13 protein-coding genes and 1 pseudogene are annotated in these 12,745 nt (G+C 69.5%); 8 read left to right on the forward strand and 6 right to left on the reverse strand.

Annotated elements, in window-relative coordinates; all coding sequences use genetic code 11:
• Nucleotides 1-2: 2 nt before the first annotated feature.
• The 4 genes from ACWDVB_RS34710 to ACWDVB_RS34725 all read left to right on the forward strand — a co-directional run bounded on the left by ACWDVB_RS34710 (nucleotide 3) and on the right by ACWDVB_RS34725 (nucleotide 3,464).
• Entirely contained in the window at nucleotides 3-920 is a 918-nt protein-coding gene (locus ACWDVB_RS34710) for a F0F1 ATP synthase subunit gamma (protein WP_451512813.1), read from the forward strand.
• Complete coding sequence (gene atpD, locus ACWDVB_RS34715) at nucleotides 920-2,362, forward strand: F0F1 ATP synthase subunit beta (protein ID WP_451512814.1); 1,443 nt, start codon at nucleotides 920-922, stop codon at nucleotides 2,360-2,362. The genes ACWDVB_RS34710 and atpD overlap by 1 nt, the downstream gene beginning before the upstream one ends.
• Nucleotides 2,363-2,495: 133 nt before the next feature.
• Nucleotides 2,496-2,870, forward strand: coding sequence for a F0F1 ATP synthase subunit epsilon (locus ACWDVB_RS34720; RefSeq protein ID WP_451512815.1), 375 nt, complete (start codon nucleotides 2,496-2,498; stop codon nucleotides 2,868-2,870).
• Between the two features lie 144 nt (nucleotides 2,871-3,014).
• Nucleotides 3,015-3,464 (forward strand): DUF2550 domain-containing protein, encoded by a 450-nt coding sequence (locus ACWDVB_RS34725; RefSeq protein ID WP_451512816.1) that lies wholly within the window; start codon nucleotides 3,015-3,017, stop codon nucleotides 3,462-3,464.
• A 132-nt stretch (nucleotides 3,465-3,596) separates the two neighbouring features.
• Here the strand turns inward: ACWDVB_RS34725 and ACWDVB_RS34730 are convergent, their stop codons facing one another.
• The 3 genes from ACWDVB_RS34730 to ACWDVB_RS34740 all read right to left on the reverse strand — a co-directional run bounded on the left by ACWDVB_RS34730 (nucleotide 3,597) and on the right by ACWDVB_RS34740 (nucleotide 7,492).
• Complete coding sequence (locus ACWDVB_RS34730; protein WP_451512918.1) at nucleotides 3,597-5,390, reverse strand: glycosyl hydrolase family 18 protein; 1,794 nt, start codon at nucleotides 5,388-5,390, stop codon at nucleotides 3,597-3,599.
• A 264-nt stretch (nucleotides 5,391-5,654) separates the two neighbouring features.
• The gene (locus ACWDVB_RS34735; protein ID WP_451512817.1) at nucleotides 5,655-6,305 is read right to left on the reverse strand and encodes a response regulator; all 651 of its coding nucleotides are present in this window, start codon (nucleotides 6,303-6,305) and stop codon (nucleotides 5,655-5,657) included.
• Nucleotides 6,302-7,492: a sensor histidine kinase gene (locus ACWDVB_RS34740; RefSeq protein WP_451512818.1), complete on the reverse strand. Its 1,191-nt coding sequence runs from the start codon at nucleotides 7,490-7,492 to the stop codon at nucleotides 6,302-6,304. Before ACWDVB_RS34740 ends, ACWDVB_RS34735 begins: the two co-directional genes overlap by 4 nt.
• A 154-nt stretch (nucleotides 7,493-7,646) precedes the next feature.
• Here ACWDVB_RS34740 and ACWDVB_RS34745 point away from each other — a divergent pair, with 154 nt between their 5' ends.
• Nucleotides 7,647-8,201: a hypothetical protein gene (locus tag ACWDVB_RS34745; protein WP_451512819.1), complete on the forward strand. Its 555-nt coding sequence runs from the start codon at nucleotides 7,647-7,649 to the stop codon at nucleotides 8,199-8,201.
• Here the strand turns inward: ACWDVB_RS34745 and ACWDVB_RS34750 are convergent.
• From ACWDVB_RS34750 to ACWDVB_RS34760, 3 genes and pseudogenes are all read right to left on the reverse strand, one after another.
• Entirely contained in the window at nucleotides 8,198-8,770 is a 573-nt protein-coding gene (locus tag ACWDVB_RS34750; protein WP_451512820.1) for a cob(I)yrinic acid a,c-diamide adenosyltransferase, read from the reverse strand. The genes ACWDVB_RS34745 and ACWDVB_RS34750 overlap by 4 nt on opposite strands.
• Before the next feature lie 13 nt (nucleotides 8,771-8,783).
• Nucleotides 8,784-9,539 (reverse strand): ABC transporter permease, encoded by a 756-nt coding sequence (locus ACWDVB_RS34755; RefSeq protein WP_451512821.1) that lies wholly within the window; start codon nucleotides 9,537-9,539, stop codon nucleotides 8,784-8,786.
• Nucleotides 9,540-9,557: 18 nt separating this feature from the next.
• Nucleotides 9,558-10,259 (reverse strand): annotated as a pseudogene (locus ACWDVB_RS34760) (ATP-binding cassette domain-containing protein); the annotation flags it as partial.
• A gap of 152 nt (nucleotides 10,260-10,411) precedes the next feature.
• Between ACWDVB_RS34760 and ACWDVB_RS34765 the strand changes: the two are divergent.
• From ACWDVB_RS34765 to ACWDVB_RS34775, 3 genes are all read left to right on the forward strand, one after another.
• Nucleotides 10,412-11,053, forward strand: coding sequence for a TetR/AcrR family transcriptional regulator (locus tag ACWDVB_RS34765; RefSeq protein WP_451512823.1), 642 nt, complete (start codon nucleotides 10,412-10,414; stop codon nucleotides 11,051-11,053).
• 147 nt (nucleotides 11,054-11,200) lie between these two features.
• Entirely contained in the window at nucleotides 11,201-12,049 is an 849-nt protein-coding gene (locus ACWDVB_RS34770; protein WP_451512824.1) for a 3-hydroxyacyl-CoA dehydrogenase family protein, read from the forward strand.
• Between the two features lie 195 nt (nucleotides 12,050-12,244).
• Nucleotides 12,245-12,568, forward strand: coding sequence for an STAS domain-containing protein (locus ACWDVB_RS34775; RefSeq protein ID WP_030792181.1), 324 nt, complete (start codon nucleotides 12,245-12,247; stop codon nucleotides 12,566-12,568).
• The last annotated feature ends 177 nt before the right edge of the window (nucleotides 12,569-12,745 follow it).

Below are 12,745 nucleotides of genomic sequence, written 5' to 3' on the forward strand. Positions count from 1 at the left end.
TCATGGGAGCTCAGCTCCGGGTCTACAAGCGTCGCATCCGATCCGTCACCGCGACCAAGAAGATCACCAAGGCGATGGAGATGATCGCCGCCTCGCGCGTCGTCAAGGCGCAGCGCAAGGTGGCGGCCTCCACGCCGTACGCGACCGAGCTCACCCGCGCGGTCACGGCGGTCGGCACTGGCTCCAACACCAAGCACCCGCTGACGACCGAGGCGGAGACGGCGACCCGTACCGCGGTTCTGCTCCTCACGAGCGACCGCGGTCTGGCCGGCGCCTTCAACTCGAACGCCATCAAGGCCGCGGAGCAGCTGACCGCGCGCCTGGAGGCCGAGGGCAAGGAGGTCGACACGTACGTCGTCGGCCGCCGTGGTCTGGCCCACTACAACTTCCGCGAGCGCAAGGTCGTGGAGTCGTGGTCGGGCTTCACCGACGAGCCCACGTACGCGGATGCCAAGAAGGTCGCGGCGCCGCTGATCGAGGCGATCGAGAAGGAGACGGCGGAGGGCGGCGTGGACGAGCTCCACATCGTCTACACCGAGTTCGTCTCGATGATGACGCAGACGGCCATCGACGGCCGCCTGCTGCCGCTCAGCCTCGACGAGGTCGCGGAGGAGAAGCCCGACAAGGGCGAGATCCGTCCGCTGTACGACTTCGAGCCGTCGGCGGAGGACGTCCTCGACGCCCTGCTGCCGCGGTACGTCGAGAGCCGTATCTACAACGCGATGCTCCAGTCGGCTGCCTCCAAGCACGCCGCCACGCGCCGCGCGATGAAGTCGGCGACCGACAACGCCGGGGATCTGATCAACAGCCTCTCCCGGCTTGCCAACGCGGCCCGCCAGGCCGAAATCACCCAGGAAATCAGCGAGATCGTCGGCGGCACAGCAGCGCTGGCCGACGCGACCGCGGGGAGTGACAAGTAATGACGACCACTGTTGAGACGGCCGTTGCCACGGGCCGCGTCGCCCGGGTCATCGGCCCGGTCGTCGACGTGGAGTTCCCCGTCGACGCGATGCCGGAGATCTACAACGCTCTGCACGTCGAGGTCGACGACCCCGAGACCGCAGGCGCCCGCAAGACGCTGACCCTCGAGGTCGCCCAGCACCTGGGCGACGGCGTGGTCCGCTCCATCTCGATGCAGCCCACCGACGGCCTGGTCCGCCAGGCGCCCGTCACCGACACCGGCAAGGGCATCTCGGTGCCGGTCGGCGACGTGACCAAGGGCCGTGTGTTCAACACGCTCGGCGAGGTCCTGAACGACGACCCGTCGACCATCGCGGACGCCGAGCGCTGGACGATCCACCGCAAGGCCCCGGCCTTCGACCAGCTCGAGTCCAAGACCGAGATGTTCGAGACCGGCCTGAAGGTCGTCGACCTTCTCACCCCGTACGTCAAGGGTGGAAAGATCGGTCTGTTCGGTGGTGCCGGTGTCGGCAAGACCGTGCTGATCCAGGAAATGATCGTCCGTGTGGCCAAGCTGCACGACGGTGTCTCCGTCTTCGCCGGTGTCGGCGAGCGCACCCGTGAGGGCAACGACCTCATGGTCGAGATGGAGGAGGCCGGCGTTCTCGACAAGACCGCGCTGGTCTTCGGCCAGATGGACGAGCCGCCGGGCACGCGTCTGCGTGTCGCCCTGGCCGGTCTGACCATGGCGGAGTACTTCCGCGATGTGCAGAAGCAGGACGTGCTGTTCTTCATCGACAACATCTTCCGCTTCACGCAGGCCGGTTCCGAGGTCTCGACCCTGCTCGGCCGCATGCCCTCCGCGGTGGGCTACCAGCCGAACCTGGCCGACGAGATGGGTCTCCTCCAGGAGCGCATCACCTCGACCCGCGGTCACTCGATCACCTCGATGCAGGCGATCTACGTCCCCGCGGACGACCTGACCGACCCGGCCCCGGCCACCACGTTCGCCCACCTCGACGCGACGACGGTTCTCTCCCGTCCGATCTCCGAGAAGGGCATCTACCCGGCCGTGGACCCGCTGGACTCCACGTCCCGCATCCTGGACCCGCGCTACATCGCGCAGGACCACTACGAGTGCGCCATGCGTGTGAAGGGGATCCTGCAGAAGTACAAGGACCTCCAGGACATCATCGCGATCCTCGGCATCGACGAGCTCAGCGAGGAGGACAAGCTCGTCGTCGCCCGTGCCCGTCGCGTGGAGCGCTTCCTGTCGCAGAACACCCACGCCGCCAAGCAGTTCACCGGCGTGGACGGCTCCGACGTCTCCCTCGAGGAGTCGATCGCGGCCTTCAACTCGATCTGCGACGGCGAGTACGACCACTTCCCCGAGCAGGCCTTCTTCATGTGTGGTGGTCTTGAGGACCTCAAGAAGAACGCCAAGGAGCTCGGCGTCTCCTGAGCCCCGTAGCTCATCTGCGGAGAGGGGCGGGGCCACCCCGCGTGGGGCCCGTGTCCCGCCCTTCTCCGTACGCCCACTAGAATTTGACCCAACACCCGGCGAAGCCGCCGGGTGGTGACCCGAGGAGCCACCCTTGGCTGCTGAGCTGCATGTCGAGCTGGTCGCCGCGGACCGCAGCGTCTGGTCCGGCGAGGCCACCCTGGTCGTCGCGCGCACCACGTCCGGCGACATCGGCGTCATGCCCGGTCACCAGCCGCTGCTCGGTGTGCTGGAGTCGGGCCCGGTGACCATTCGTACGAGCGACGGCGGCACGGTCGTCGCCGCTGTCCACGGAGGATTCATCTCCTTCGGGGACGACAAGCTGTCGCTGCTGGCCGAGATCGCGGAGCTGTCCGACGAGATCGACGTCCAGCGTGCGGAGCGGGCGCTGGAGCGCGCTCAGTCGGAGGCCGACGCCTCCGCCGAGCGGCGCGCCGACGTCCGACTGCGTGCGGTGGCGGCGCGCTGACCCCAGCGCGCGGCGTAACGTGACTCAGCCGCGGCCAGGTCCGGGAACAATCCGGACCGGGTCGCGGCTGAGGCAATGCGGGTGCAATGTGTTGGTCCGTTGTCGGTCGGTCGACCGACAGTAGAGGCGAGGAGGTCGGTGCCGATGATCCTCACTCTGCTCGTGTGCGGACTTGCTTTGATCGCGCTGGTTCTGGTGGGGCTCTTCGTCTTCGGACTGCGGCGCCGGCTGATCCAGCGCTCCGGCGGGACGTTCGACTGCTCCCTGCGCTGGGACGCGCCCGAGAAGGGCGACACCTCCGGCAAGGGCTGGGGGTACGGGGTCGCCCGCTACAACGGCGACCGGGTCGAGTGGTACCGCGTCTTCTCCTACGCCCCCCGGCCGCGCCGCGTCCTTGAGCGCTCGGCCATCGAGGTCGTCGACCGCCGCGCACCGGACGGCGAGGAGGAGCTGGCCCTGCTCTCCGACGCCACCGTCCTCGGCTGCCTGCACCGCGGGGTCCGCCTGGAGCTGGCGATGAGCGAGGACGCGCTGACGGGTTTCCTGGCGTGGCTGGAGGCGGCGCCTCCGGGGCAACGTGTGAATGTGGCGTAGGAGAGCGCCCCGTAAGGGGCGCGGGGAGCTGCGCGACCAGCCACAACCGGCCCGCAGATGAGGACATCGAGAAGCCGGGGAGATGGGGGGCGATCCCATCTCCCCGGCTTCGTCTATGCGGGACGGCCGGACTTACTTCAGGCCGTCGTTGATCGCGCTCACCAACTCACCGTTGGCCGTGTCCCCACTGAACTCCCAGAAGAACGCACCGCCGAGGCCCTGCTGCTTGGCCCAGGCCATCTTGGAGCGCACAGTCTCCGGGGTGTCGTACGACCACCAGTTCGTACCGCAGTGGGCATACGCGGTCCCGGCGACCGTCCCGTTCGAGGGGCAGGAGTTCTTGAGCACCTTGTAGTCCTCGATGCCCGCTTCGTACGTGCCGGGCGCCGCGCCGGTGGCCGTGCCGCCCGGCTCCTTCTGGGTGACGCCGGTCCAGCCGCGGCCGTAGAAGCCGATGCCGAGCAGGAGCTTGGCGGAGGGCACGCCCTGGGCCTTGAGCTTGGATATCGCCGCTGCGGAGTTGAAGCCTTCCTGCGGGATGCCGGCGTAGGAGGTGAGCGGGGAGTGCGGGGCCGTCGGGCCCTTGGCCGCCCACGCGCCGAAGAAGTCGTACGTCATCACGTTGTACCAGTCGGAGTACTGCGCCGCGCCGCCGTAGTCGGCGGCGTCGATCTTGCCACCGTTGGAGCCGTCGGCGGTGATGGCCGCGGTGACGAGGTTCTTGGCACCGAACTCGTTGCGGAACGCCTGCATCATGTTCTTGAAGACGGCCGGTCCTGAGGTGTCACAGGAGAGACCGCAGGCGTTGGGGTACTCCCAGTCCAGGTCGACGCCGTCGAAAACGTCGGCCCAGCGCGGGTCCTCGACCAGGTCGTGGCAGGACTTGGCGAAGGCCGCCGGGTTCTTCATGGCGTCGGTGAAGCCGCCGGACCAGGTCCAGCCGCCGAAGGACCAGAGGATCTTGATGTTCGGGTACTTGGCCTTGAGCTTGCGCAGCTGGTTGAAGTTGCCGCGCAGCGGCTGGTCCCAGGTGTCGGCGACGCCGTCGACGCTCTGGTCGGCGGTGTAGGCCTTGTCGATCGCCGCGTAGGAGTCGCCCATGGTGCACTTGCCGTTCTGGACGTTCCCGAAGCTGTAGTTGATGTGCGTGATCTTGCCGCCGGAGCCGGAGGTCGCGATGTTCTTCGCGTGGTAGTTGCGTCCGTAGACGCCCCACTCGGCGAAGTAGCCCATCTTGATCTTGTCACCGGGGCCGGGGCCCGGGTCGCCGCCGCCCGTGGTGCGGACCTTGACGGCGCCGCTCGCGGGGCCCGTCTGGTCGGCGGTGTCGCGGGCCTGGACGGTGTACGAGTAGTCGGTGCCCGCGGTCAGACCGTTGTCGGTGTACGAGGTGCCGGTCACCGTGCCGACCTTGGCGCCGTCGCGCAGGACGTCGTAGTTCTTGACGCCCTTGTCGTCGGTGGCGGCCTTCCAGTCGAGCTTCGCCGAGGTGTTGGTGATGCCGGAGGCGGTCGGGGTGCCGGGGGCGCTCGGCGGGTTGTCGCCGGGGACGCTGCCGCCGTCGCAACTGCCGCCGTTCAGCGTGCACTTGGCCGGGGCGCCGGGGCCCGTGCCGTTGAAGCCGAAGGAGACCGAGGCGCCGGGGGCCAGCGTCCCGTTCCAGCCGAGGTTCTTACCGGTCCAGCGGGTGCCGGAGTTGGTGACGGTGGCGTCCCAGGCGGAGGTCACCTTGGTGTCGGCGGGGAAGTCCCACTGGACGTTCCACGAGCTGAGCGTGGTGGTGCCGGTGTTCTTGATGGTCCACTTGCCCTCGAAGCCGTTGCCCCAGTCCTGGGTCTTGGCGTAGGTGGCGGTGGCCTCGGGAGCGGCGTCGGGGGCCGCCTCGGCGGGAGTGCCGAGGGCGACCAGGGTGGCGAGCGGCAGCATCAGCGTGGTCAGTCCGGCCACGGCTCTGTGTCTGATTCTGACTCTCGGGCGTGTGGTGCTCTGTGTGAAGCGCACGAGGTGCTCCTCGGGTGAGATCCGGGGGTTGCGGGTGGGACCCTGCGCCGCCCGTGAGCACGTGGACACGTGGGGGAGTGCTCACCGCAGTGCGGTGAGAATAGAAAGGTCTGGACCAGCGGTCAAGAGGTCTGAACCAATGGCCGGATTGTGCCGGTCCGGAGTGATCAGGCAGCGATCAGACGGATATCAGGCGCCCAACTCCTGGGCCAGAACCGCCGCCTGGACCCGGCTGCGCAGCTCCAGTTTCCCGAGCAGCCGGCTCACATGCGTCTTCACCGTGGCCTCCGCCATGGAGAGGCGGCTCGCGATCTCCGCGTTCGACAGGCCCTCGCCGATGCACGAGAGCACCTCGCGCTCGCGGCGCGTGAGGCTGTCCAGGACGGCCGGGTCCGGTGCGTTCTCCCTGCGTACGGCCTTCGGCGGGGCGGCGAACTCGGCGATCAGGCGGCGGGTGACGGCCGGGGCGATCAGGCCCTCGCCGCGCGCGACCGTACGGACGCCTTCGAGGAGGTCCTTCGCCTCGGTGTTCTTCAGGAGGAATCCGGAGGCGCCCGCGCGCAGCGCCCCGAAGACGTACGCGTCGAGATCGAAGGTGGTGAGAACCAGGACGTCCGCAAGTCCCTCGGCGACGACCTGGCGCGTTGCCGACACTCCGTCCAGGCGCGGCATCTGGATGTCCATCAGGACCAGATCGGGGCGCAGCTCGCGGGCGAGCGCCACGGCCTGCTCGCCGTCCGCCGCCTCGCCGACCACCTCGATGTCGGACGCGCTGCGCAGGATCAGGACGAGTCCCGCGCGTACGGCTGACTGGTCTTCGGCGACTAGCACCCGGATCATTCCTTGGCTCCTTCGTCCGCGGGGTCGACGGGCAGGGTCACGGAGACGGTCCAGACCTTGCCGTCGGGGCTGCTCTCGGGGCCCGAGCGGAAGGTGCCGCCGAGCAGTTCGGTGCGCTCGCGCATGCCGACGAGGCCGGCTCCCGAGCCGGGGGCGCGAGGCCCGGACGGATCGTCGTACGGGCTGGCGACGTGGACCGTCAGCGCGCGCGGCTCCTGGGTGAGGGTCACGGAGACGCGGCCGGGGGACGCGTGCTTGAGGGCGTTGGTCAGGGACTCCTGGACGATGCGGTACGCGGCGAGCTCGACCGGCGCGGGCAGCTTCGGGCCCCGCGGGGCGCGGGCGTCGTCGAGTGTGACGTCGAGGCCGTTCGTGCGGGCGCCGTCGATCAGGGCGGTGAGGCCGTCGAGGGTGGGGGCGGCGGCCGGTTCCAGGTCGCCGCTGTCGTCGCGCAGGATGCCGATGAGGCGGCGCATCTCGGCGAGCCCCTCGACGCTGTTCTCACGGATGACGGCGAGCGCGTCCTTGCTGGTCTGGGGGTCGTCCAGGGAGAGCGCGGCCGTGGAGTGGATGGCGATCGCCGAGAGGTGGTTGGCGACCATGTCGTGGAGTTCGCGGGCCATCCTGGCGCGCTCGGCCGTGACGGCCTGGACGCGGTCCATCTCGGCGAGCAGCGCGGTCTGCTCGGCCCGCAGCCTGGCCGCGGCGGCGGCCTCGCGGTGGTTGCGCACCAGGACGCCGGTGGCGGCGGGCCCGAACGACACGATGCCGGTCAGGACACCGACGAGCACGGCGTCGGGCTCGCGCCACCACGCGAGGAAGCCGAGCGTCACCGCGACCGTGATGGCGCCCGTGGACAGCGGGATGCGGCGGGCGGCGGCCGGGGTGCCGTAGACGACGGCCGCGTACATGATGTCCGTGAACATCATCACCGAGGCGAGGTTGCCCATCGTGAACTGGTCGAACACCAGCGCGCACATCGCGAGGACGAGGGCGGTCCGGGGCATGCTGCTGCGCAGCAGTTCGAGCACCGCGAGGGCGAAGAGCGGGATCAGCGACCAGTCGGCGCCGAGCAGCCGGTCCGTCTGCATGTGCAGCCCGAGCGACCACAGCGCGAGCCCGCTGAGCAGGCTGATCACCGCGATCTGCACGTCGACGCGCTGCGGGCGGGGGAGGGACGGGGCCATGCCCTCCATCCAACACGGCGAGGTGTCGCCACGCCTGATCCTGGGGGAGGAACCGCCCGCTACATCGAAGGATGCAGTCCCGCTTCGTCACTGACGACGATGATCCGCGCCCGGCCCGACGGCAGCCTGGAGAGGTGACCGAGAGGAGCAAGCCGTGATCGTCACGCTGATCATCATCTGCGAGGTCGGCTTCTGGGTGCTGCTGGCCGCGGGCCTCGCAGCCCGCTACCTGCTGCGCAAGCCACGCCTCGGCATGGCGATCCTGCTGTGCGAGCCGCTGCTGGAGGTCCTGCTGCTCGTCGTGACCGCCGTCGACCTGAAGAACGGCGCCGACCCGAGCGCGAAGCACGGCCTCGCCGCGGTGTACATCGGCTACACCGTGGGCCACGGCCACCGCACGGTGAAGTGGCTCGACGGCCACGCGGCGCACCGCTTCAACGGCACGCCGGTGCCGCGCCCGCCGCGCTACGGCAGGCCCCGCGCCCTCCACGAGGCCAAGATCTGGGTCGGCACCGCCGTCGCGGCGGCCGTCGCGACGGGGCTGCTGCTGCTCGCCATGTGGTACGTCGACGACCCGGGCCGCACCTCGTCGCTGGAGTCGTGGATGCACATCGCCTGGCGGGCGGCGGGCATCCACGGCCTGATCGCGCTCAGCTACACGCTCTTCCCGAAGCGGGTCCCGGCCCCCGCCCCGCGGTCCGACGGCTAACGCTCGCCGCCCGGCACCCACAGCACGTCCCCGACCTCCTTGTTGGCCGTACGGGCCAGGATGAACAGGAGGTCGGAGAGGCGGTTGAGGTAGGTGGCCGTCAGCGGGTTCATCGTGTCGCCGTGCGCCTCGAACGCCGCCCACGTGGACCGCTCGGCCCGCCGCACCACCGTGCAGGCCTGGTGGAGCAGAGCCGCGCCGGGCGTGCCGCCCGGCAGGATGAAGCTGCGCAGCTTCTCCAGCTCTTCGAGGAAGCGGTCGCAGTCCGCCTCCAGCTTGTCGATGTACGACTGCTCGACGCGCAGGGGCGGGTACTTCGGATCCTCGACGACCGGCGTGGAGAGGTCGGCGCCCACGTCGAAGAGGTCGTTCTGGACCCGGACGAGGACCTTCACGACCCCTTCGTCGAGGGCACCGAGGGCGATGGCCGCGCCGATGGCCGCGTTGGCCTCGTTGGTGTCGGCGTACGCGGCGATCCGCGGGTCGGTCTTCGCCGTGCGGCTCATGTCCCCGAGGGCCGTCGTCCCCTGGTCGCCGGTCCTGGTGTAGATGCGCGTCAGATTGACCATGCGGCCAGCGTAGTTACGCCCCGGCCTTCTTGAAGACTCGTGTGCCCACCGTCACGGACAACAGCACGAAGGCGAGCGCCATCAGGACGCCGTACAGCATGGTCGCCGTCGCGTAGTCGCCCACGTATCCGGCCCGCACCGCGTCGACCAGATAGCGGAACGGCATGAAGCGCGAGAGCACGTCCAGCCAGGTCGGCGCGAGCGCCATCGGCAGCATCAGGCCGGAGAGCAGCATCGAGGGCATGCTGATGGCGTTCACCGCGGGCCCGAACTCGTGCGCCTTGGCGACCTTCATGGCCAGCGCGTACGAGAGCGATGCCAGCCCGGCGGTCAGCAGCGCCACGAACGCGAACCCGATGAGGATGCCGCCCAGCGGCGCCCTGAGCCCCATCGCCAGCGCGGCGAGGACCAGCAGCACCGCCTGGAAGACGAAGAGCGCGGCGTCGCGCAGGACCCGGCCGAGCAGCAGGGCGAGGCGGCTGACGGGCGTCACCCGCATCCGCTCCACCACGCCGAACTGCTTCTCGATGATGAGCGCGAAGCCGCTGAAGGTGGCCCCGAACAGCCCGAGTTGGAGCAGCAGCCCCGGCACGAGCACCTGCCAGGAGTCGCCCCGGGAGCCGAGCGGCAGGTCGGTGAGGAGCGGCCCGAAGAAGAGCAGGTAGAGCAGGGGCGTCAGGACGCCGAAGAGGATCTGGAACTTGGAGCGCAGGGTCTGCCGGGCGTACCGCCCGAAGATCAGCGCGGTGTCGGAGAGCAGTGCGGGCATCGAAGAGGTCCTGGGGTGTCAGACGGCGACGGGGGCCGTGTCCTTGGGCGCGATGTCGCGTCCCGTGATGGCGAGGAAAGTGTCCTGGAGGGTGGCGTCGATGGAGCCGCCGTACTGGAGCTTGAGCGCGCCCGGCGTGCCCTCGGCGACCACGACGCCCTTGTCGACGACGACCAGGCGGTCGGAGAGCGCGTCGGCCTCGTCGAGGTAGTGCGTGGTGAGGAAGACGGTCGTGCCGTGCTCGTCGCGCAGCCGCCGCACCAGCGCCCACAGGTCGGCGCGGCTGCCCGGGTCGAGCCCGGTGGTCGGCTCGTCGAGGAAGAGCACCTCGGGACTGTGCGTGAGCCCGAGGGCGATGTCGAGGCGCCGCCGCTGGCCGCCGGAGAGCGCGGCGCAGGGACGCTCCATGAGGTCGGTCAGGCCCAGGTCACGCGCCAACTCCTCGGCCCGCGTCTCGGCCTGTGCCTTCGTCAGGCGGTAGAGGCGGCCCTGGGTGGTCAGCTCCTCGCGTACGGAGATGCTCAGGTCGACGCCGCCGGACTGGGCGACGTAACCGATCTTGCGCCGTACGCCGGCGGGGTCCTCGGCCAGGTCGCAGCCCGCGACGGTGGCGGCGCCGCCGGTGGGCGGCAGCAGCGTGGTCAGCATGCGCAGCGTGGTGGTCTTGCCCGCGCCGTTCGGCCCGAGGAAGCCGAGGATCTCGCCCGGCCGGACGGTCAGGTCGATGCCGCGCACGGCCTCCACGGGCCCGCTCCTGGTCTGGAAGGTCCGGGCGAGCCCGGCGGTGCTGATGATTGCCATGGCGACCACAAAAACAGAGTCCATGCAATTTTGCAATCACACCAAATTTCAATGGACCCTAGGATGGGGGCATGGCTGAGGGGCTCAGGGAGCGCAAGAAGCGACAGACGAAGCAGCGGATCTCCGACATCGCGACGGGGCTCTTCCTGGAGCACGGCTTCGTCACGGTGACCATCGCGGAGATCGCGGACGCCGCCGACGTGTCCGTGAACACGGTCTACAACTACTTCCCGGCCAAGGAGGACCTCTTCCTCGACCGGGGCGAGGACGTCGTGGACCGGCTCTCCCGCTACGTACGCGGCCGCCGCGAGGGGGAGTCCGCCGCCGCCGCCGTCCTGCGCGAGCTGCGCGCCGACGTGGAGGGCGTTTCGCCGGGCATCGGGCTCTTCCCTGGCTGGGCCGACTTCATGAAGGTCATCACCGAGGCGCACGCCCTGCGCTCCCGGCTCTGGGCGCTCCAGCAGGAGGCCCTGGACCGACTCGCGAAGACCCTCGCCGAGGAGACCGGCGCCGCCGAGGGCGACCCGCTGCCCGGGCTGATCGCGGGTCAGCTCTCCTGGGTCCACGGCACGCTCATGGCGTGGATCGGCGATGAGATGTCCAAGTGCCGCGACCCCGCCGAGGTCTCCCGCGAAGCCCTCGTGCTGCTCGACGAGGTGGAGGAGCTGCTCAGCGAGAATGTCCTCAACTACGCGGTGCGGGACGCCCGGTGACGCGTACCGGTGTGATGTCCGTCATTTGAGACGTGACGCGCATCTCTTCGCCGCCACAGGCGGGCTCACGACCGCTAATGTCCGCCGCAGAGGCATACGTGAACAGCGTGTAAGCCAAGCGTGATAAGCGGTAGGGGAGTCGGAACAGTGGCACGCAAGCTCGCCGTCATCGGAGCCGGACTCATGGGGTCCGGTATCGCTCAGGTCTCCGCCCAGGCGGGCTGGGACGTCGTCCTGCGCGACGTCACCGACGAGGCCCTGACCCGGGGCACCGACGGGATCAAGGCCTCGTACGACAAGTTCGTGAGCAAGGGCAAGCTCGCGGCCGGCGACGCCGAGGCCGCGCTCGGACGCATCACGACCACCACCGACCTGGACGCCGTCGCCGACGCGGACATCGTCGTCGAGGCCGTCTTCGAGAAGCTGGAGGTCAAGCACGAGATCTTCCGCACGCTCGACAAGCTCGTGCGCGACGACGCGGTGCTCGCCTCCAACACCTCCGCCATCCCGATCACCAAGATCGCGGCCGTGACGGAGCGCCCGGAGCGCGTCGTGGGCGCCCACTTCTTCTCGCCGGTGCCGATGATGCAGCTGTGCGAGCTGGTGCGCGGCTACAAGACCAGCGACGAAACGCTCGCCCGCGCCAGGGAGTTCGCCGAGTCCGTCGGCAAGACCTGCGTGGTCGTCAACCGCGATGTCGCCGGCTTCGTGACGACCCGGCTGATCTCGGCGCTCGTCGTCGAGGCCGCCAAGCTCTACGAGTCGGGCGTCGCCACCGCCGAGGACATCGACACCGCCTGCAAGCTCGGCTTCGGCCACGCCATGGGCCCGCTCGCGACCGCCGACCTCACCGGCGTCGACATCCTGCTGCACGCGACCAGCAACATCTACACGGAGTCCCAGGACGAGAAGTTCGCGCCGCCGGAGCTGATGCGCCGGATGGTTGACGCCGGTGACATCGGCCGCAAGAGCGGGCAGGGCTTCTACAAGCACTGAACGGCACTGACGTACGCCGTCTGACGCCTCGTCTGACGATTGGTCGCCTCCAGGGTCACCCCTCGGAGTGAATTCGGTATCGGTTCGCTTACAGACGGCAACTTCCTGTCCCATGCGGCAGTCAGTTGCAGTGACATACGCAGACGGCTTACGGATCAGACGTCACAGCAGACTCAGCACTCTTGGGGAGCGCATATGCACATCAGGGGCGACCAGGCCCAGCTGGTCGTCGGGGGGCGCCTCGACGTACGTAGCGCGGCGGACGCCCGTACGGTCCTGCACTCGGCCGTCGACGACGGAGCCGGCGACCTGGTGCTCGACCTGTCCGAACTCGACTCGTGGGACGCCACGGGACTCGGCGTCATCATGGGCGCGCACCGCCGCGCCGGACGGTGCGGACGCAGGCTCGTCCTGCGCCATGTGCCGCCCCAGATGCAGCGCCTGCTCGTCGCGACGAGACTGCACCGCATCCTCGCCATCGAAGGCGGCATCGGCGTCGAATCGCTCCCCAGAGCCTGAACCCGCACCCCACTCACAATCCTCACGAGACTGTGACGTCTCGGGCGGGGCGGTACCCCGCCCTCTCGTAGATACTGAGCGAAGGTCTAGGGTTCGGTCGCCCACCGATGGACGGACCCGCGCGGGGGCACCGGACCAGAAGCGACAGCGCAGTGTGCACGAAGGCCGGAGGGGGCT

It is taken from the genome of Streptomyces sp. NPDC003379, assembly GCF_053589195.1.